Source organism: Variovorax sp. Varisp53, from assembly GCF_059491555.1.
Window position 1 is genome coordinate 1944884 of the sequence record NZ_CP168512.1, and the last position, 20301, is coordinate 1965184.

Consider the following 20301-nt stretch of genomic DNA (forward strand, 5'->3'; position numbering starts at 1 on the left):
GCCTAGCGCTGGAGAAAAAGAAAAATGGGTTTGTTGAGCCTTGCCATCTGGGTGCCGATCGCATTCGGCGCCGTGCTGCTGGCGTTTGGCCGTGACGAGCACGCCAGAGGCGTACGCTGGGTCGCGCTCGTCGGTTCCATCGTGAGCTTCCTGGTCACGGTGCCGCTGGTCACGCGTTTCCAGAACAGTAGCGCCGCGATGCAGTTCGTCGAGAAGACGGGCTGGATCTCGCGCTTCAACGTCAACTACCACCTCGGGATCGACGGCATGTCGCTCTGGCTGGTGCTGCTGACGTCGTTCATCACGGTCGTCGTCGTGATCTCGGCCTGGGAAGTGATCACCGAGCGCGTGAACCAGTACATGGGCGCGTTCCTGATCCTGTCGGGCTTCATGATCGGCGTGTTCGCTGCACTCGACGGCGTGCTGTTCTACGTGTTCTTCGAAGCCACGCTGATCCCGATGTACCTGATCATCGGCATCTGGGGCGGCCCGAACAAGATCTACGCAGCTTTCAAGTTCTTCATCTACACCTTGCTCGGCTCGCTGCTGATGCTGGTGGCGCTGATCTACCTGTACAACAAGTCGGGCGGCAGCTTCGACATCCTGAGCTGGCACAAGCTGCCGCTGGGTGCGAGCGCGCAGACCTTCCTGTTCTTCGCGTTCTTCGCGGCCTTCGCGGTGAAGGTGCCGATGTGGCCGGTGCACACGTGGCTGCCCGACGTGCACGTCGAGGCGCCCACCGGCGGCTCCGCCGTGCTGGCCGCGATCATGCTGAAGCTGGGCGCCTACGGTTTCCTGCGCTTCTCGATGCCCATCGCGCCCGACGCCTCGCACGAATGGGCCTGGCTCATGATCGCGCTGTCGCTGATCGCGGTGATCTACGTGGGCCTGGTCGCGCTGGTGCAGCAGGACATGAAGAAGCTGGTGGCTTACTCGTCGGTGGCCCACATGGGCTTCGTGACGCTCGGCTTCTTCATCTTCAACGAGCTCGGCGTATCCGGCGGCATCGTGCAGATGATTGCGCACGGCTTCGTGTCGGGCGCCATGTTCCTGGGCATCGGCGTGCTGTACGACCGCGTGCACTCGCGCCAGATCGCCGACTACGGCGGCGTGGTCAACACCATGCCCAAGTTCGCCGCGTTCGCGCTGCTGTTCGCCATGGCCAATTGCGGCCTGCCGGGCACCGCCGGTTTCGTGGGCGAGTGGATGGTGATCCTGGGTGCCGTGAAGGCCAACTTCTGGATCGGCATGGCGGCAGCCACCGCGCTGATCTTCGGTGCCGCCTACACCCTGTGGATGTACAAGCGCGTGTACCTCGGCCCGGTCGGCAACGACCACGTCAAGGAAGTCAGCGACATCAACGCCCGCGAGTTCCTGATGCTGGCGCTGCTGGCGATCGCCGTGCTGTGGATGGGCCTCTATCCGAAGCCTTTCACCGACTCGATGAACGCTTCGGTGTCCGAGCTCCTGCGCCACGTGGCGATTTCCAAGTTGCCCTCCTGATGCCACGCTGAAGAAGAGAACGAGATGATTGACAAACTCAGCTGGGTCACGATCTACCCCGAAATCGTGTTGCTGGTCATGGCCTGCATCATTGCGCTGGTCGACCTGTCGGACGCGAGCCCGCGCCGTACCCGCACTTATGTACTGACGCTGGCCACGCTCGCCGTGGTCGCGGTGTTGTCGGGCCTCGCCGCCCTCGGTGGCAAGACTGCCTACGGCTTCGGCGGCATGGTCGTCAGCGATCCGATGGGCAATTGGCTCAAATGCTTTGCCACCGTCGCCCTGATGGTCACGCTGGTCTACGGTCGTCCCTACGCGGCCGACCGCGAGATGCTGCGCGGCGGCGAACTGTTCACCATCAGCATGTTCGCGCTGCTGGGCATGTTCGTGATGATCTCGGGTAGCAACTTCCTGCTGATCTACCTGGGCCTGGAACTGCTCACGCTGTCGAGCTATGCGCTGGTGGCGCTGCGCCGCGACAACGCGGTGGCCAGCGAAGCCGCCATGAAGTACTTCGTGCTCGGCGCCATGGCCAGCGGTTTCCTGCTGTACGGCCTGTCGATGATGTACGGCGCGACCGGTTCGCTCGACGTCAACGAAGTGTTCAAGTCCATCGCGAGCGGCAAGGTGAACCACCAGGTGCTGGTGTTCGGCCTGGTGTTCATCGTGGCCGGCCTGGCCTTCAAGGTGGGCGCTGCGCCGTTCCACATGTGGGTGCCCGACGTCTACCAGGGCGCACCGACGGCGGTCACGCTGCTGATCGGCGCCGCGCCCGAACTGGCCGCCTTCGCCATCATCATCCGCCTGCTGGTCGACGCGCTGCAGCCGCTGGCCATCGACTGGCAACAGATGCTCTCCGTGCTCGCCATTGCCTCGCTGCTGGTCGGCAACCTGGCCGCCATTGCGCAGAGCAACCTGAAGCGGATGCTGGCGTACTCGACGATCTCGCAGATGGGCTTCATGCTCCTCGGCCTGGTGGCGGGTTCGGACCAGCAGGGCACGTACAACGCCCAGTTCGCCTACAGCGCCTCGATGTTCTACATCGTGACCTACGTGCTGACCACGCTCGCGAGCTTCGGCATCATCCTGCTGCTGGCGCGCGAAGGCTTCGAAAGCGAAGAGATCACCGACCTCGCAGGCCTGAACCAGCGCAGCCCGCTGTATGCCGGCGTGATGGCCATCGCGATGTTCTCGCTGGCCGGCCTGCCGCCGCTGGTCGGCTTCTACGCCAAGCTGGCCGTGCTGCAGGCGCTGATCGCCTCGGGCCAGGCGATCTACATCGGACTGGCCGTGTTCGCGGTGATGATGTCGCTGATCGGCGCCTTCTACTACCTGCGCGTGGTCAAGGTCATGTACTTCGATGAGCCCGTCACGGCCACCACGGTGTCGGCACCGCGCGACGTGCGCACCGTGCTCACGATCAACGGCGCGCTGATCCTGATCCTGGGCATCGTGCCCGGCGGCCTGATGACGCTTTGCTACGACGCGATCGTGGCCACGCTGGCCCACTGACGCGGCCGACCTCGGGTGTCGCAAACCGCGTCGGTCTGGGTCGTTCTGCTGGTGGCCCTCGTGGCCGCCAACCTGCCGTTCTTTAACGACCGCCTGTTCGGCGTCGTGCCTCTGGCGACAACACCCAAGTCGCTCGCGGTGCGGCTCGCCGAGCTGGTGGTCTTGTACTTTCTGGCGGGCGGCGTCGGGCTGCTGTTCGAGCGCAGGGCAGGGCAGATCGCCTCGCAGGGCTGGGAGTTCTATGCGGTGACCGGTGCGCTGTTCATTGTGCTGGCCTTTCCCGGGTTCACCTGGCGCTACCTGATGAAGCACAGGCACTGACGACATGACTTCGACAACCAACACGACCACCGATTCGCACCTGAAGGAAGAACTCACGCAGAGCGTGGAGCTCTTCAAGGGCAACTTCCTGCACGCCAAGCGCGACACTGTGCGCCTGCCCGACGGCCACACCGCCACGCGCGAGTACGTGGTGCACCCGGGTGCCGTGGTGGTCATTCCGCTGCTGGACGATGGCCGCGTGGTGCTGGAGCGCCAGTTCCGCTACCCGGTGGGCCACGTGATGATCGAATTCCCCGCGGGCAAGCTCGACGCGGGTGAAGACCCGTTCGTCTGCGGCCGGCGCGAGCTGCTCGAGGAAACCGGCTATACCGCGCGCGAATGGGCGCATGCGGGTGCGATGCACCTGGCGGTGGCCTACTCGACCGAGATCATCCACATCTACTTCGCGCGCGGTCTTTCGCTGGGCGAGCGGCAGCTCGACCATGGCGAGTTCCTCGACGTGTTCACGGCCACGCCCGAAGAGCTGGCCGGCTGGTGCCGCGACGGCACCGTGACCGATGCCAAGACGCTGACCTGCACGCTCTGGCTGCAGAACGTCCTTTCGGGCGCATGGGCTCTGGACTGGCAGGCCGTGCCGGCAGAAGGCAGCGCGGGATAATCCGCGCATGAAGGTTCTCAATCTCCGCTGCGCACACGGCCACGGCTTCGAGGGCTGGTTTGCGTCCAACGAGGCCTTCGACAGCCAGTTGGCGAGCGGACTGGTCGAGTGCCCGGTCTGCGGCGACACCGCGATCGTCAAGTTGCTGAGCGCGCCGCGCCTGAACCTCGGCAATGCCAAGGCGCCGCAGGAAGCCGCTGCAACTGCCGCTTCAAACGTTGTTCCCGCCGAACTCTCGCCCGAGGCCCGCTGGATGCGAGCCGTGCGCGAGGTGCTGGCGAAGACCGAAGACGTCGGCGAGCGCTTTGCCGACGAAGCCCGGAAGATGCACTACGGCGAGGCCCAGGAACGGGGCATTCGCGGACAGGCCACGCCCGAGCAGGCCGAGGCGCTGCTCGACGAGGGCATTGCGGTGATGGCTCTGCCGATACCGGCTGCGCTCAAGGAAACCCTGCAGTAGCTGACCGGGCCGCGGCCGTTCTCATGCCGTGAACTGGAGCGCAGCGAGGCGCGCATAGACGCCGCCCTGCGCCACCAGCGTCGCGTGCGTTCCCTGCTCGACGATCCCGCCGTGGTCCAGCACCACGATGCGGTCGGCCTTCTGTACCGTCGCCAGGCGGTGGGCGATCACGACCGTCGTGCGGTTTTCCATCGCCGATTCCAGTGCCGCCTGCACCATGCGTTCGCTCTCCGCGTCCAGTGCACTCGTGGCCTCGTCGAGCAGCAGCAGCGGCGGGTTCTTGAGGATCGCACGCGCGATCGCGATGCGCTGGCGCTGTCCGCCCGACAGGCGCACGCCGCGCTCGCCGAGGAAGGTGTCGTAGCCCTCGGGCAACGCCTGCAGGAAGTCGTGGGCGAAGGCGGCGCGGGCGGCGGCGTGCACCTCCTCGGCCGTTGCCTCGGGCCGGCCGTAGCGGATGTTCTCGAACGCGCTGGTCGAGAAGATCACCGCATCCTGCGGCACCAGGCCGATGCGGGTGCGCAGGTCGGGCAGGGCGAGCGAAGCCAGCGGAGTGCCGTCGAGCAGCAGGCGGCCCGATTGCGGGTCGTAGTAGCGCAGCAGCAACTGGAACACCGTGCTCTTGCCCGCGCCGCTCGACCCCACCAGCGCCACGGTCTCGCCGGGCGCGACGTCGAGGCTGAAGCCGCGCAATGCCGGCGTGTCCGGCCGGGACGGGTAATGGAAGGTCACTGCGTCGAACCTGATCGCGCTGCCCGCTACGGGAACGGGCGCGACCGTCGGATTCGACGGTGAAAAGATGGCCGCGGGTGCATGCAGCAGTTCCATCAGCCGCTCGGTTGCGCCGGCCGCGCGGAGCAAGTCGCCGTACACCTCGCCGAGCACGGCGGTCGCACTGGCCAGGATGGCCACGTAGACGACAGTCTGGCCCAGGTGGCCGGCCGTGATGTCGCCGCGCAGCACTGCCTGCGTGCCCTGGTACAGGCCCCAGAGCAGCGCCGCGGAGGTCGCGATGATGATGAACGCCACCAGCACCGAGCGTGCCTTGGTTCGGCGCACGGCGGTGCGGAAGGCGTTCTCCGTCGAACCGCTGAAGCGCGCGGCCTCGCGGCCTTCGGCCGTGTAGCTCTGCACCACCGGAATCGCGTTCAGCACCTCGGCGGCGATGGCGCTCGAATCGGCCACGCGGTCCTGGCTGGCGCGCGACAGCTTGCGCACGCGGCGGCCGAACCACATGCTCGGCAGCACCACCAGCACGAGGATGCCCAGCACCTGCACCATCACATAGGGGTTGGTCCACACCAGCACGGCCAGCGCGCCCACGCCCATCACCGCGTTGCGCAGGCCCATGCTCAATGAAGAGCCGACGACCGTCTGCACCAGCGTGGTGTCGGCCGTCAGGCGCGAGAGCACCTCGCCGGTCTGCGTGGTCTCGAAGAAGGCCGGGCTCTGCTTCAGCACGTGGCCATAGACCGCGTTGCGGATGTCGGCCGTCACGCGCTCGCCCAGCCAGCTCACCGTATAGAAGCGCGCCGCCGAGAAAAGACCGAGCGCCACTGCCACCGCGAAGAGGGCGCCGAAGTGCTCGCGCAGCGCCATCGTCTGGGCGCCCTTGTCGGCGCTGATCAAACCACCGTCAATCAGGCTGCGTAATGCGATAGGAAAAACCAGTGTGGTGAGCGCCGCCATCACCAGAAAGATGCCTGCCAGGACGATCTGCACCCGGTAGGGACGAAGAAAAGGGCTCAGGCCCGAGAGTGATCGGGGCGAGCCCTTGGCCATGGAAGACGGTGGGGGAGAAGCCATGGAAGGATTCTACAGAAACATTGCTACTACAAAGGCAGCCTTGACAATAACTGCCTCGGCAACTAATATTCGGCCCATGAGCGATGCAACTACCCCCCAAGCCCCGTCGGCGCCTGCCGACGCCGAGCGTCGCGCGCCTGCAGCCTTCTACAGCCCGGAAACCTACCGTACCGAAGAAAGCATCGGCTACCTGATGCGCCGCATCGTTACGGCGGTCGGCCAGTCGGTCGAAAACCGCATGTGCGAGCCGGGCAGCCCGACCTATCCGCAGTGGGTGCCTCTCTATAAATTGCATGTAGGCGCCGCTACCACCGTGGCCGAACTGGCCCGAGCCTGCGAACTCGACACCGGTGCCATGACGCGCCTGCTCGACCGCCTCGAGGCCAAGGGCCTGTGCCGCCGCGTGCGATCGCTCGAAGACCGCCGCGTGGTCAACATCGAGCTCACCGACGAAGGCCGTGCCGCCGCCAAGGAAGTGCCCTACGTGCTGAGCCGTGTGCAGAACGAACACCTTGCCGGCTTCAGCACCGAAGAATGGGAGCAGCTCAAGGGGTACTTGCGCCGCATCCTCGACAACGCCCAGGCCCTCGCGGCCCGTGGAGATAAAAATGACTGATTCCCTCGCCGTGCGCGCCGTGCGTCGCACCCCCATCGTGGCCGCCGCACTGCTGGTGGTGGCATTGGCCGGCTGTGCCGACATGTCAGGCATAGGCTCGCAGGCCAAACTGCGCGACGCCTCGTCGCTGGGCATCGCGCCCGACAGCGCCGCGGCGCCGGCGTCCCGGCTCGACAACCAATGGTGGCTGGCCTTCGGCGACACGCAGCTCGATTCGCTGATCGACCAGGCCGTGGCCGGCAACCCGAACCTGCAGGTCGCGCAGGCCCGTCTCGCGCGAGCACAGGCCTCGGCCGACATCGCCGGCGCGGCGCTCAAGCCGCAGGTCAAGGGCGACCTCGACCTGAAGCGCCAGAAGTTCAACACCAACTACATCTACCCCGCACCGCTGGGCGGCTCGACGCAGAACATCGGCCTGCTGCAGCTCAGCGCCAGCTGGGAACTCGACTTCTTCGGCAAGAACCGCAGCGCGCTCGATACCGCCATCGCCGCGGCCAACGCCGCGGCCGCCGATGCGGATGCCGCACGCGTGCTGCTCGCGAGCAACGTGGCGCGCAGCTACTTCCAGTGGGCGCGCCTGAACGACCAGCTCACCGTTGCCGGGCGCACGCTGGCGCAGCGCGACGAAACACTCAAGCTCGTGCGCGACCGCGTGTCCGCCGGCCTCGACACCCGTCTCGAACTGCGCCAGAGCGAAGGCGGCCTGCCCGAGGCACGCCAGCAGATCGAATCGCTCAACGAGCAGATCGCGCTGCAGCAGCACGCACTCGATGCGCTGGTCGGCCAGCCGAACGTGTCGGCATCGCTCAAGCCGCCGGTGCTGGCGAACGTCAAGCCGATGGCGCTGCAGGCAAACATTCCGGCCGACCTGCTGGGCCGCCGTGCCGACATCGCCGCCGCGCGCTGGCGCGTCGAGGCCGCCACGAGCGACGTGGCCAATGCCAAGACCCTGTTCTATCCCAACGTGAACCTCACGGCCTTCGCCGGCTTCCAGAGCCTGGGCTTCGGCAAGCTGCTGAAGTCGGGCAGCGAGCAGTGGGGCGTGGGCCCGGCCATCACGCTGCCGATCTTCGAAGGCGGCAAGCTGCGGGCCAACCTGCGCGGCAAGTCGGCCGACCTCGACGTGGCCATCGAAAGCTACAACGCCACCGTGCTCGACGCGGTGCGCGACGCGGCCGACCAGGCCACCAGCGCGCAGTCGATCGCGCGCCAGCAAGCCGAACAACGCGCCGCGCAGACCGCTGCCGAGGGCGCCTACGACATCGCCGTGCAGCGCTACCGCGCGGGCCTCGGCAACTACCTCAACGTGCTGACGGCGGAAACCTCCGTGCTGGCGCAGCGCCGGCTGGCGGTCGATCTGGCCGCCCGCGCGCTCGACACGCAGGTGGGCCTGGCGCGCGCGCTGGGCGGCGGCTGGCAGCCCCCGGCCACCGCCACGGCAGCCGCGCCATCAGCCGCGCTGAACTGACACCACCCGAACCAGTCCGATTTTTTCGTCTTCGGAAAGAACTTCATCATGAGCGACAACAACACTCCGACGCCCGCTGCAGCCGCAGCTTCCGCAGCCCCCGAGGCGCCCGCCGGCAACGGCAAGCGCCGCCGCGCACTCACCGCGCTCGCCGCGGTGGTGATCGTCGCCGGCGGCGGCTGGGGTGTCTACGAATGGCTGGTCGCCAGCCACTACGAGGACACCGACAACGCCTACGTGCAGGGCAACGTGATCCAGATCACGCCGCAGATCGGCGGCACCGTGATGGCCATCAACGCCGACGACACCGATTTCGTGAAGGCCGGCCAGCCGCTGGTGCAGCTCGACCCGGCCGACGCCAAGGTGTCGCTTGAACAGGCCGAAGCCGCGCTCGCGCAGGCCGTGCGCCAGGTGCGCACGCTGTATGCCAACAATGGCTCGCTGGCCGCGCAGGTCACGCTGCGCCAGGCCGACATCGTCAAGGCGCAGAGCGACATCGCCAAGGCGCAGGACGACCTGCAGCGCCGCCGCGCGCTGTCGGGCAACGGCGCCGTGTCGAAGGAAGAGCTCAACCATGCCGAAACGCAGCTCGACACCGCCAAGAGCCAGCTCGCCGCGGCGCAGGCCGGCGTGGTCGCCGCGAAGGAAGCCCTGGTCAGCAACCAGTCGCTGACCGAAGGCACCAGCGTGGCCCAGCACCCGAGCGTGCTGGCCGCTGCCGCCAAGGTGCGCGAGGCCTACCTCGCCACGCAGCGCGTGGCCATGCCCGCGCCGGTCGACGGCTACGTCGCCAAACGCACGGTGCAGCTCGGCCAGCGCGTGGCCGCCGGCACGCCGATGATGTCGATCGTGCCGCTCAACCAGCTGTGGGTCGACGCCAACTTCAAGGAAGTGCAGCTGCGCAACATCCGCATCGACCAGCCCGTGAAGCTCACGGCCGACGTCTACGGCAAGAAGATCGAATACAGCGGCAAGGTCGCGGGCCTCGGCGTGGGTACGGGCAGTGCGTTTGCGCTGCTGCCCGCGCAGAACGCCACCGGCAACTGGATCAAGGTGGTGCAGCGCGTGCCCGTGCGCATCGCGCTCGATCCCGAGCAGCTCAAGTCCAACCCGCTGCGCATCGGCCTGTCGATGGATGCCGAGATCGACATCTCATCGAAGAGCGGCAAGATGCTCGCCGACGCGCCGCGCGCCGCCGCGCTGACGCAGACGCAGGTCTACAGCCAGCTCGACCGCGGCGCCGACGCCGAAGTGGAGCGCATCGTCGCGGCCAACCTCGGCCGCAGCGCGTCGGCCACGGCAGCTGCCGCACCGGCGAAGAGCCCGACAGCGCCTGCCACGTCGGTGGCCGTGCAAGGGCACCCGGGCTGATCGCCCGGACCTTCTTCCTCAGGTAAACAGCCCGCCCCATGGCCACCGCTGCTCCTGCTTACGTCGCGCATCCGCCGCTCGAGGGCGCAGCCCGCCTCTGGGGCACGGTCGCGCTGTCTGCGGCAACCTTCATGAACGTGCTCGACTCGTCGATCGCGAACGTGTCGCTGCCTGCCATCTCCGGTGACCTGGGCGTGAGCACCACGCAGGGCACCTGGGTCATCACCAGCTTCGCGGTGGCCAACGCCATCGCGGTGCCGCTCACCGGCTTCATGACGCAGCGCTTCGGACAGGTGCGCCTGTTCATGGCCAGTGTGATCCTGTTCATGATCACCTCGCTGATGTGCGGCCTGGCGCCGAACATGACGACGCTGATCGCCTTTCGCGCGCTGCAGGGCTTCGTTGCGGGTCCGATGATCCCGCTGTCGCAGACGCTGCTGCTGTCGAGCTATCCGCGCGCCAAGGCGGGCCTCGCGATGGCGATGTGGTCGATGACCACGCTGGTCGCGCCGGTGATGGGGCCGCTGCTCGGCGGCTGGATCACCGACAACATCTCGTGGCCGTGGATCTTCTACATCAACATCCCGGTGGGCATCGTCGCCGCGGCCATCACCTGGGCGCTGTACCGCCACCGCGAGAGCGCCACGCACAAGGTGCCGATCGACGCCATCGGCCTGGCGCTGCTGGTGTTGTGGGTGGGCTCGCTGCAGCTGATGCTCGACAAGGGCAAGGAGCTCGACTGGTTCCACTCGGCGCAGATCATCACGCTGGCGGTGGTGGCCGTGGTCGGCTTCGCGTTCTTCCTGGTGTGGGAGCTGACCGACAAGCACCCGGTGGTCGACCTGTCGCTCTTCAAGCGCCGCAATTTCTGGTCGGGCGCCGTGGCAACGGCCGTGGCCTATGGCCTGTTCTTCGGCAACGTGGTGCTGCTGCCGCTGTGGCTGCAGCAATGGATGGGCTACACCGCGACGCAGGCCGGCATGATCATGGCGCCCGTGGGGCTGCTGGCGATCTTCTTCTCGCCGGTGGTGGGGCTCACCGTGGCCAAGATCGATCCGCGCCGCTATGCGACCTTCTCGTTCCTGGTGTTCGCGCTGGTGTTGTGGATGCGTTCGAACTTCAACACGCAGGCCGACTTCGTGACGATCATCATCCCGACGATCATCCAGGGCATCGCGATGGCGTTCTTCTTCATTCCGCTCGTGACCATCACGCTGTCGGGCCTCACGCCCGACCGCATCCCGGCCGCGTCGGGGCTGTCGAACTTCCTGCGGATCACCGCGGGCGCGATGGGCACGTCGATCACCACCACGCTGTGGGAGAACCGCGCGGCGCTGCATCACTCGCAATTGGCGGAGACCGTGAACCAGGGCAACAACGCGGCGACCAGCGCGATGTCTGGCCTCGCGAGCAGCGGCTTCAGCAGCGAGCAGGTGCTGGGGCAGCTGAACCGCATCGTCGACCAGCAGTCGTTCATGCTGGCGACCAACGACATCTTCTATGCGTCGGCGATCCTGTTCCTGCTGCTGATCCCGCTGGTGTGGCTGGCGCGGCCGCAGCGCGGCGGTGCCGGCAGCGACGCCGCAGCCGGCGCGCACTGAGCGCACGCACCGTCGCCTCATCGACCCCCAGCCTCCGCAAGGAGCCTGGGGGTTTTCTTTGTCGCTGCGACGACACTCCCGATTCGGATGCCGCACAGGTCCGCGCAGGTTGCACTGCAGCATAGGCATTTGCCCCAGTATCCAAGCGAGTGGCACGCACGAACAATCGGTCCGCGCTCAATGGTGGCGCATTGGGATGGACCGCATGACCGACTTTCTTTTTCCGAATCCGGGCGACCTCGCGAGATGAGCGACGTCATCCTCGAAACACGCGAGCTCACCAAGGAATTCAAGGGGTTCACTGCGGTCAGCAAGGTCAATCTCTCGGTGGTGCGCGGCTCGATCCACGCGCTGATCGGCCCGAACGGCGCCGGCAAGACGACCTGCTTCAACCTGCTCACCAAGTTCCTCGAGCCGACCACCGGCACGATCCTCTTCAACGGACAGGACATCACCGGCGAGCGGCCCGCGCAGATCGCGCGGCGCGGCGTCATCCGCTCGTTCCAGATCTCCGCCGTGTTCCCGCACCTCACGCTGCTCGAGAACGTGCGCCTGGGCCTGCAGCGCCGGCTGGGCACTTCGTACCACTTCTGGAAGAGCGAGAAGTCGCTCAAGCCGCTCGACGCGCGCGCCCGCGAACTGCTCGCCGAGGTGGGCCTCGAGTCACTCGCCGACGAGCAGACCGTGAACCTGCCCTACGGCCGCAAGCGCGCGCTTGAGATCGCGACCACGCTGGCCATGGAGCCCGAGCTGATGCTGCTCGACGAGCCCACGCAGGGCATGGGCCATGAAGACGTGCACCGCGTGGCCGAGCTCATCAAGCGCGTGTCGGCGGGGCGCACCATCCTGATGGTGGAGCACAACATGAGCGTGGTCTCCACCATCGCCGACACCATCACCGTGCTTCAGCGCGGCGCCGTGCTGGCCGAAGGACCTTACGCCGAAGTCTCCGCGAATCCCCAGGTCATGGAGGCCTACATGGGCACCACCGACGGCCAGCTGCAAGGGGCCCACTGATGACCGCGGCACTTCAGATCAAGGGCCTGCAAGCCTGGTACGGCGAGTCGCATGTGCTGCACGGCGTCGACATGGTCGTGCAGCCGGGCGAAGTCGTCACGCTGCTGGGCCGCAATGGCGCGGGCCGCACCACCACGCTGCGCGCGATCATGGGGCTCACCGGCGCACGCAAGGGCAGCATCGAGGTCAACGGCAAAGAAACCATCGGCATGCCGACGCACCGCATCGCGCACCTCGGCATCGGCTATTGCCCGGAGGAGCGCGGCATCTTCGCGAGCCTTTCGTGCGAAGAAAACCTCATGCTGCCGCCCGAGCTGAAAGGCGCGGGGCAGGGCATGTCGGTCGAAGAGATCTACGCCATGTTCCCCAACCTCGCCGAGCGCCGCCACAGCCAGGGCACGCGCCTGTCGGGCGGCGAGCAGCAGATGCTGGCCGTGGCGCGCATCCTGCGCACCGGCGCCAAGCTGCTGCTGCTCGACGAAATCTCCGAAGGCCTCGCGCCGGTCATCGTGCAGGCGCTGGCCCGAATGATCACCATGCTGCGCGCCAAGGGCTACACCATCGTCATGGTGGAGCAGAACTTCCGCTTCGCGGCGCCGTTGGCGGACCGCTTCTATGTGATGGAGCACGGCCGCATCGTCGAAAAATTCGGCGCGGCCGAACTCGAAGCCAAGATGCCGGTGCTCACCGAATTGCTCGGCGTCTAGGTTCTTTCACCCGTTGCTACTGCTGGAGACAAACATGAAAAATAGGCTTACCGCATTCGCCCTGGCTCTTGGCGCACTGGCGCTCGCCGCGTCAGCCCAGGCGCAAGGGCAGGACAAGATCAAGATCGGCTTCATCACCGACATGTCGAGCCTGTATGCCGACCTCGAAGGCAAGAACGGCGCGCTGGCGATTCAGATGGCCATCGACGACTTCGGCGGCAAGGCGGCCGGCAAGCCCGTCGAGCTCCTGACGGTGGACCACCAGAACAAGCCCGACATCGCAGCTTCCAAGGCGCGCGAGTGGATCGACACGCAGGGGCTGAGCATGGTGTTCGGCGGCACCAACTCCGGTGTGGGCCTGGCACTGGCCAAGGTAGCAGCCGAGAAGAAGCGGGTGTACTTCAACAACGGTGCTGCGTCGTCTGTGCTGACCAACGAACAGTGCTCGCCCTATACCGTGCACTACGCCTACGACACGGTGGCGCTCGCCAAGGGCACCGGCGCGGCCGTGGTCGACGGCGGCGGCAAGACTTGGTTCTTCCTGACCGCCGACTACGCCTTCGGCCATGCGCTCGAAGCCGACACCTCCACCGTCGTGAAGGCCAAGGGCGGCACGATCGTGGGCTCGGTGCGCCATCCGCTCAATGCCTCCGATTTCTCGTCGTTCCTGCTGCAGGCGCAGAACTCCAAGGCCCAGATCCTCGGCCTCGCCAATGCGGGCGGCGACACCGTCAACAGCATCAAGGCCGCCAAGGAATTCGGTATCGGCAAGACCATGAAGCTCGCCGGCCTGCTGATCTTCCTGAGCGACGTGCACAGCTTGGGCCTGAAGAACACCGAGGGCCTGCAGTTCACCACCAGCTGGTACTGGGACCTGAACGACGAGACGCGCAAGTTCTCCAAGCGCTTCTTCGAGAAGGCCAAGCGTATGCCCACGGAGATCCAGGCGGCCGACTATTCCGCCACCATGACCTACCTCAAGGCGGTGGATGCGGCCAAGTCGGACGACGCCGACAAGGTCATGGCCGAGCTCAAGAAGATGAAGCTCAACGACTTCTTCGGTTCCGGCCAGATCCGTCCCGACGGCCGCTACGTGCACGACATGTACCTGATGCAGGTCAAGTCGCCGGCCGAATCGAAGACGCCCTGGGACTACTACAAGCTCGTGAAGAAGCTGCCCGGCGACACGGTCTTCACGACGAAGGCCGAATCAAAGTGCGCGCTCTGGAAATAACCCCTCGACACCTTTCTCAGGAGCTCCCATGAAAAAAGCATTCGCCTATACCGCCGTCTTCGCCGCCGCAGCGCTGGCCGCGGGCGCCGCCCAGGCCCAGGACAAGGTCAAGATCGGCTTCATCACCGACATGTCAAGCCTCTACGCGGACGTGGAGGGCAAGAACGGCGCCCTCGCGATCCAGATGGCCATCGACGACTTCGGCGGCAAGGTCAACGGCATGCCCATCGAACTGCTGCAGGCCGACCACCAGAACAAGGCCGACATCGCGGCTTCCAAGGCGCGCGAATGGATCGACACGCAGGGCCTGACGATGCTGTTCGGCGGCACCAGTTCGGGCACCGCGCTGGCCATGGCCAAGGTGGCGCAGGAGAAGAAGCGCGTGTTCGTCGTGAACGGTGCCGGCAGCTCGGCGCTCACCAATGAGCAGTGCAGTCCCTACACCGTGCACTACGCCTACGACACCGTGGCGCTGGCCAAGGGCACCGGCAGCGCCGTGATCGCGCGCGGCGACAAGAGCTGGTACTTCCTGACGGCCGACTATGCCTTCGGCCAGGCACTGGAAGCCGACGCATCCAAGGTCGTGAAGGAGAAGGGCGGCACCGTGGTGGGCAGCGTGAAGCATCCGCTCAACACCTCCGACTTCTCGTCGTTCCTGCTGCAGGCGCAGAACTCCAAGGCCCAGGTGCTGGCGCTGGCCAATGCGGGCGGCGACACCATCAACTCGATCAAGGCGGCCAAGGAATTCGGCATCACCAAGACCATGAAGATGGTCGGCCTGCTGGTGTTCGTGACCGACGTGCACAGCCTGGGCCTGAAGAACACCGAAGGCCTGCTGCTCACCACCAGCTGGGACTGGAACCTCGACGACAAGACGCGCGCCTTCGGCAAGCGCTTCTTCGAGAAGACCAAGCGCATGCCTACTGATATCCAAGCCGCCGACTATTCGGCCACCATGACCTACCTGAAGGCCGTGCAGGCCGCCAAGACGGTCGACGCCGACAAGGTGATGGAGACGCTCAAGAAGACCCCGGTCGACGACTTCTATGCCAAGGGCAGCATCCGCGCCGACGGCCGCTTCGTGCACGACATGTACCTTGTGCAGGTCAAGTCGCCGGCCGAATCCAAGCAGCCGTGGGACTACTACAAGGTGGTCCAGAAGCTGAACGGCGAAGACGTCTTCACCACCAAGGCCGAAAGCAAATGCGCCCTCTGGAAGTGATCTCCCGCGGGCGCGCAGGCGCCCGGGTTCGTTGAAACGTTTATGACCATTTCCCTTCCTGCGTTGTTGAGCCAGCTCCTCCTGGGGCTGGTCAACGGCTCGTTCTACGCCATCCTGAGCCTCGGGCTGGCGGTGATCTTCGGCCTGCTCAATGTCATCAACTTCGCGCATGGCGCGCTGTTCATGCTGGGCGCCGTCCTGACATGGATGGCGATGGAGTATCTCGGCGTCAACTACTGGGTGATGCTGATCGCGGCGCCCGTCGTCATCGGCATCTTCGGCGTGCTCATCGAGCGCCTGCTGCTGCGCTGGATCTACAAGCTCGACCACCTCTACGGCCTCTTGCTCACGCTGGGCCTCACGCTGCTGATCGAGGGCGTGTTCCGCTCGGTCTACGGCGTGTCGGGGCTGCCCTACGACGCGCCCGATGCGCTGTCGAGCTCCACCGACCTGGGCTTCATGGTGCTGCCGAACTATCGCGCCTGGGTGGTCGTTGCATCGCTGGTGATCTGCTTCGCGACCTGGTTCGTGATCGAGAAGACCCGCCTGGGCGCCTACCTGCGCGCCGGCACCGAGAACCCCCGGCTGGTGGAGGCCTTCGGCGTCAACGTGCCGCTGATGATCACGCTGACCTATGCCTTCGGCTGCGCGCTCGCGGCCTTCGCCGGCGTGCTCGCCGCACCGGTGATGCAGGTGTCGCCGCTGATGGGGCAGAACCTCATCATCGTGGTGTTCGCGGTGGTCGTGATCGGCGGCATGGGCTCGATCATGGGGGCCATCCTCACCGGGCTGGGGCTCGGCGTGATCGAAGGGTTCACCAAGGTTTTCTATCCCGAGGCATCGTCTACGGTTGTGTTCGTGATCATGGTCATCGTGTTGCTCATCCGCCCCGCCGGCCTGTTCGGCAAAGAAAAATAAGGCGAGTGGCATGAACACGAAAAAAATCTCCCTCGTCGTCTACGCACTTCTGCTGGTCGCGCTCGTCGCGGCGCCGTTCCTCGGCGCTTATCCGGTGTTCGTGATGAAGCTCATGTGCTTCGCACTGTTCGCCGCGGCCTTCAACCTGCTGCTTGGCTTCACGGGCCTGCTGTCCTTCGGCCACGCGGCCTTCCTCGGCGGCTCCGCCTACGTGGCGGGCCATGCCATCAAGGTCTGGGGGCTCACGCCCGAGCTGGGGCTGATCGCGGGCACGCTCAGCGGCGCTTTCCTCGGCTGGATCTTCGGCGTGCTGGCCATTCGCCGCCAGGGCATCTACTTCGCGATGATCACGCTGGCGCTCGCGCAGATGATGTTCTTCGTCGCGCTGCAGGCCAAGTTCACGGGCGGCGAGGACGGCCTGCAGGGCGTGCCGCGCGGCAAGCTGTTCGGCGTGATCGACCTGTCCAACGACCTCACGATGTACTACGTGGCACTGGTCATCGTGGTCGCGGCCTTCCTGCTGATCGTGCGCACCATCCATTCGCCCTTCGGGCAGGTGCTCAAGGGCATCAAGGAGAACGAGCCGCGCGCGCTGTCGCTGGGCTACGACGTGAGCCGCTTCAAGCTGCTGGCCTTCGTGATCTCGGCGGCGCTGTCGGGGCTGGCCGGTTCGCTCAAGACGCTGGTGCTGGGCTTCGCCACGCTGTCGGACGTGCACTGGACCGCTTCGGGCCAGGTCATCCTGATGACGCTGGTGGGCGGCCTGGGCACGCTCTCGGGTCCGCTGGTGGGCTCGGCCGTGGTGGTGCTGCTCGAGAACAAGATCGGCGAACTTGGCAATCTGCTTGCGCGCATCACGACGGTGGACTGGTTCAACACGCTGGGCGAGTCGGTGACCATGGTCACGGGCCTGATCTTCGTGATCTGCGTGCTGGCCTTCCGCAAGGGGATCATGGGCGAGATCATCGCGTTCATCGACAGACGACGGACGAAGTAACGCGCGGCCAACAGAAAAAAGGGAGCCTCGGCTCCCTTTGTGTTTGTGAATCAGTAATCAGCAGTTGCCTTTTTTCGCCTGGCCGGGCGGGCAGAAGTCGCGGTCGCGGTCATGGCCGTGCCGATGGCCGCCATCGTGGCGGCGGTGGTCGTCGTCCCATTCGCGCTCGCGGCGGGCTTCACGGCGGGCTTCTTGCCGGCGCCAGTCGCCTTCGGTCCAGCGCCAGCCGCCGCGGTCTTCGACCCAGCGGCCTGGGGCATAGGCGTATCCCGCGCGCTCGGGCTGCCAGCCGCCCGGGCGCCATCCGTAGGCGCGGCCGGCCCAGGCCCAGCGGCCCGGTACCCAGACGAACCCGCCGCGTGGCGGGGGCAGGGGCTCGTAGCGCGGCGGCGGCGGTGCCGTCATCACCAGTCCGGGCACGTTGATGTTGACCGAGACCTGCGCGTTGGCGGCGATGGGGCTTGCAAGGATGGAAAGGGCGCCGGCCGCGGCCAGCATTGCGATTCGAATCTTCATGTGGGTGATCCTCCGTTTTCAAATGGGTGGGGCACGATTCCCAACGCAGGCGGCAAGGAATCGGTTGTCAGGTCTTGTGCGCGGCTACAACAGTTACAGCTTCAGCGGCGCGGCGTAGCCGGTCATTTCCAGATAGCCGCGGCCCACGCGGCGGCCTTGGGCATCGAGCAGCTCGCTCACGCCTTCCCAGTACACGCCGCCGGTCGAGCCGCGGCTGTCGAGTTCCTGGTCGTCGAGCAGTGCACGCACCTCGAAGCTGCCGGCGAGCGTCTGCACGCGCCATTGCGTGGGGTACTTCGCCTGCGTGCGCGGGCTGTCCCAGGTCTTGAGGGCTTCGAAGCGCACTTCGTCGTTTCTGAAGGTTCGTGCCGCGCCATCGCGCTGGCGGAACGAGCCGCCGGTCCACAGCGCGCTGCCGTCGCTGCGCCGCAGGCGGAAGGCGGTGAGGGCGCTGCCGTCGTCGAGGTTCATGCCGATCCAGTCCCAGCCCACGGCCTCGGGGTGCATCAGCGCTTCGCTCCATTCGTGGTCGAGCCACGCGGCGCCGGTAACGTCGAAGGCCTGTCCCTTGAGCGTGAGCCTGCCCTGCGCCTTGAGCTGCGGCTCGCTGTAGTAGTAGCTCGCCTGCGATTCCTCGGGCCCTTTGCGCGAGAGGCCGGCGTTGCCTTGAAGAAGCACCGGCTGCGTCGGCGTGAAGCGCAAGTCGAGCGTGAATTCGCCGGCCGGAATGCGCGCTACGTAGAGCCCGTTCTCCCGCACCAGCGACCAGTCGCGGATGCGCACGTCGGTGTCGTTGGTGCCGGCTTCCGCCACGCCGAAGCCCGCGCGTGCGATGCGCTGGTCGTGCAGCAGCACGCGGCCTTCGAGGTCGGTGACGGCGGCGTGCGCGAACACGAGATGCTTCGCGGCGAACGCCGAGCGCATGCCCTGCGTGGCCTCGACGCGCGAGCGGAAGAAGGTCACCTGGAAGCCGAACTCGCGTCCGCCCGCAGTCTTCGCGTGGCCGGTGACGTACCACCATTCGGTGTGCAGGTCGGGATGGCTGCCGAAGTCGCGCGGGAACTCCATCCGGCGCTCGGGCAGTGCCCACGCCGCCAGCGGCCCGGCCGCGAGCGCCGCCAGCAGCAGGCCGCGCCGCGAGAGGCCGAACAGCGACGAAGGAGGAGGCCTCATGCCGCCACCAGTGCATCGATGCGCCGCTGCGCCGGCGCGATGTCGCCGAAGGCATTCCGCACCCAGGCCGCATCGTGGTAGCTCGGAAGATAGCGCTCGCCCGCATCGCACAGCAGAGAAAGAATGGAGCCCTGCTGTCCCGCCGCGCGCATCTCGTGCGCCACGGCCAGCATGCCGATGAAGTTGGTGCCCGTCGACGGCCCGACCTTGCGGCCCAGCAGTGCCGACAGTGCATGCATCGCCGCCACCGAGTCGAGGTTCGGCACTTCGATCATCCGGTCGACCAGCGTGCGGATGAAGCTGGGCTCCACGCGCGGTCGGCCGATGCCTTCGATGCGCGAGCCTGCGTCCGTCAGCGAGGCATCGCCCGTGCGGTGGTAGGCCGAGAACACCGAGCCCTCGGGGTCGGGCACGCACACCTGCGTGTCGTGGCAGCGATAGCGCAGGTAGCGCCCGATGGTCGCGCTGGTGCCGCCCGTACCCGCGCCCACCACGATCCACTTCGGCACCGGATGCCGCTCGTGCGCCATCTGCTGGAACATGCTCTCGGCGATGTTGTTGTTGCCGCGCCAGTCGGTCGCGCGCTCGGCATAGGTGAACTGGTCCATGTAGTGGCCGCCGGTGCGCTCGGCCAGCGCGCGCGCCTCTTCGTACACCTGGGCGGCATGGTCCACGAAGTGGCAGCTCGCGCCGTAGAAGGCGATCTGTGCGACCTTCTCGGGCGAGGTGGTGCGCGGCATCACCGCGATGAAGGGCAGGCCCAGCAGCCGCGCGAAGTAGGCCTCGCTCACGGCCGTGGAGCCGCTCGAGGCCTCGACGATGGTGGTGCCCTCGCGCACCCAGCCGTTGCACAGCGCGTAGAGAAAGAGCGAACGCGCGAGCCGGTGTTTGAGGCTGCCGGTCGGGTGCGTCGATTCGTCCTTCAGGTACAGGTCGATGCCGTGCGCCGCGAGCGAGGGCAGGGGCAGCGGGATCAGGTGCGTGTCGGCGCTGCGCTGGTAGTCGGCCTCGATGCGGCGGATGGCGCTGTCGAGCCAGTCGCCGCAGCCGGTGGTGCTGAGTGGTTGTGACATGGCGGGCAGTCTACAAGCCGCCCCGGAAACGGCCTCGCGGCACGGTCTCCGGATGTCGCCGAAAAGCCGGAAACCCTACTGAACAGCGGCCTCTTTGGCCTGCGAGTGCTTGGGTTCTCATCGTTTCAACGCGTGACTTTCGGCACTGTTCGCGTCGCGCCGCGCTC

The 20301-nt window shown here is 66.5% G+C and carries 19 protein-coding genes; 15 read left to right on the forward strand and 4 right to left on the reverse strand.

What is annotated here, in order from left to right; genetic code table 11:
- Positions 1-24 precede the first annotated feature (24 nt).
- Genes ACEOAB_RS08975 through ACEOAB_RS08995 form a run of 5 tightly spaced genes read left to right on the forward strand, consistent with a single transcriptional unit; the run spans position 25 to position 4415 of the window.
- Positions 25-1503: an NADH-quinone oxidoreductase subunit M gene (locus ACEOAB_RS08975; protein WP_056596274.1), complete on the forward strand. Its 1479-nt coding sequence runs from the start codon at positions 25-27 to the stop codon at positions 1501-1503.
- 24 nt (positions 1504-1527) lie between these two features.
- Positions 1528-3015 (forward strand): NADH-quinone oxidoreductase subunit NuoN, encoded by a 1488-nt coding sequence (nuoN, locus tag ACEOAB_RS08980; protein ID WP_056596270.1) that lies wholly within the window; start codon positions 1528-1530, stop codon positions 3013-3015.
- 15 nt (positions 3016-3030) lie between these two features.
- Positions 3031-3336 (forward strand): DUF2818 family protein, encoded by a 306-nt coding sequence (locus tag ACEOAB_RS08985; RefSeq protein ID WP_056511131.1) that lies wholly within the window; start codon positions 3031-3033, stop codon positions 3334-3336.
- 4 nt (positions 3337-3340) lie between these two features.
- Positions 3341-3955, forward strand: coding sequence for an NUDIX domain-containing protein (locus ACEOAB_RS08990; RefSeq protein WP_056596267.1), 615 nt, complete (start codon positions 3341-3343; stop codon positions 3953-3955).
- Between the two features lie 7 nt (positions 3956-3962).
- Positions 3963-4415: a DUF1178 family protein gene (locus ACEOAB_RS08995; protein ID WP_056596264.1), complete on the forward strand. Its 453-nt coding sequence runs from the start codon at positions 3963-3965 to the stop codon at positions 4413-4415.
- A 21-nt stretch (positions 4416-4436) separates the two neighbouring features.
- On the opposite strand, the gene ACEOAB_RS09000 is transcribed toward ACEOAB_RS08995, so the two are convergent.
- A complete protein-coding gene (locus ACEOAB_RS09000; protein ID WP_413748318.1) occupies positions 4437-6221 on the reverse strand; it encodes an ABC transporter transmembrane domain-containing protein in 1785 nt (594 codons plus the stop codon).
- Positions 6222-6297: 76 nt separating this feature from the next.
- Between ACEOAB_RS09000 and ACEOAB_RS09005 the strand changes: the two genes are divergently transcribed.
- From ACEOAB_RS09005 to ACEOAB_RS09050, 10 genes are all read left to right on the forward strand, one after another.
- Complete coding sequence (locus ACEOAB_RS09005; protein ID WP_042674198.1) at positions 6298-6837, forward strand: MarR family winged helix-turn-helix transcriptional regulator; 540 nt, start codon at positions 6298-6300, stop codon at positions 6835-6837.
- Positions 6830-8305, forward strand: coding sequence for an efflux transporter outer membrane subunit (locus ACEOAB_RS09010; protein WP_495653618.1), 1476 nt, complete (start codon positions 6830-6832; stop codon positions 8303-8305). The genes ACEOAB_RS09005 and ACEOAB_RS09010 overlap by 8 nt, the downstream gene beginning before the upstream one ends.
- 48 nt (positions 8306-8353) lie before the next feature.
- Entirely contained in the window at positions 8354-9676 is a 1323-nt protein-coding gene (locus tag ACEOAB_RS09015) for an HlyD family secretion protein (RefSeq protein ID WP_413750308.1), read from the forward strand.
- Positions 9677-9714: 38 nt separating this feature from the next.
- Positions 9715-11277: a DHA2 family efflux MFS transporter permease subunit gene (locus ACEOAB_RS09020; protein ID WP_413750307.1), complete on the forward strand. Its 1563-nt coding sequence runs from the start codon at positions 9715-9717 to the stop codon at positions 11275-11277.
- Positions 11278-11523: 246 nt separating this feature from the next.
- Positions 11524-12294 (forward strand): ABC transporter ATP-binding protein, encoded by a 771-nt coding sequence (locus ACEOAB_RS09025; protein ID WP_413750306.1) that lies wholly within the window; start codon positions 11524-11526, stop codon positions 12292-12294.
- Positions 12294-13001 carry an ABC transporter ATP-binding protein gene (locus tag ACEOAB_RS09030; protein WP_056596250.1) on the forward strand — a complete coding sequence of 236 codons (708 nt, stop codon included), beginning with the start codon at positions 12294-12296 and terminating at the stop codon, positions 12999-13001. The genes ACEOAB_RS09025 and ACEOAB_RS09030 overlap by 1 nt, the downstream gene beginning before the upstream one ends.
- Before the next feature lie 34 nt (positions 13002-13035).
- Positions 13036-14235 carry an ABC transporter substrate-binding protein gene (locus ACEOAB_RS09035; RefSeq protein ID WP_056596248.1) on the forward strand — a complete coding sequence of 400 codons (1200 nt, stop codon included), beginning with the start codon at positions 13036-13038 and terminating at the stop codon, positions 14233-14235.
- A 28-nt stretch (positions 14236-14263) separates the two neighbouring features.
- Entirely contained in the window at positions 14264-15457 is a 1194-nt protein-coding gene (locus ACEOAB_RS09040) for an ABC transporter substrate-binding protein (RefSeq protein WP_056596245.1), read from the forward strand.
- Positions 15458-15499: 42 nt separating this feature from the next.
- Positions 15500-16375, forward strand: coding sequence for a branched-chain amino acid ABC transporter permease (locus tag ACEOAB_RS09045; RefSeq protein WP_413750305.1), 876 nt, complete (start codon positions 15500-15502; stop codon positions 16373-16375).
- A 10-nt stretch (positions 16376-16385) separates the two neighbouring features.
- A complete protein-coding gene (locus tag ACEOAB_RS09050; protein ID WP_413750304.1) occupies positions 16386-17372 on the forward strand; it encodes a branched-chain amino acid ABC transporter permease in 987 nt (328 codons plus the stop codon).
- A 57-nt stretch (positions 17373-17429) separates the two neighbouring features.
- Here the strand turns inward: ACEOAB_RS09050 and ACEOAB_RS09055 are convergent, their stop codons facing one another.
- The 3 genes from ACEOAB_RS09055 to ACEOAB_RS09065 all read right to left on the reverse strand — a co-directional run bounded on the left by ACEOAB_RS09055 (position 17430) and on the right by ACEOAB_RS09065 (position 20134).
- Positions 17430-17888, reverse strand: coding sequence for a hypothetical protein (locus ACEOAB_RS09055; protein ID WP_495653619.1), 459 nt, complete (start codon positions 17886-17888; stop codon positions 17430-17432).
- A 93-nt stretch (positions 17889-17981) separates the two neighbouring features.
- Positions 17982-19061 (reverse strand): lipocalin-like domain-containing protein, encoded by a 1080-nt coding sequence (locus tag ACEOAB_RS09060; protein ID WP_413751242.1) that lies wholly within the window; start codon positions 19059-19061, stop codon positions 17982-17984.
- The gene (locus ACEOAB_RS09065) at positions 19058-20134 is read right to left on the reverse strand and encodes a PLP-dependent cysteine synthase family protein (RefSeq protein WP_413751243.1); all 1077 of its coding nucleotides are present in this window, start codon (positions 20132-20134) and stop codon (positions 19058-19060) included. The genes ACEOAB_RS09060 and ACEOAB_RS09065 overlap by 4 nt, the downstream gene beginning before the upstream one ends.
- Positions 20135-20301: the final 167 nt, after the last annotated feature.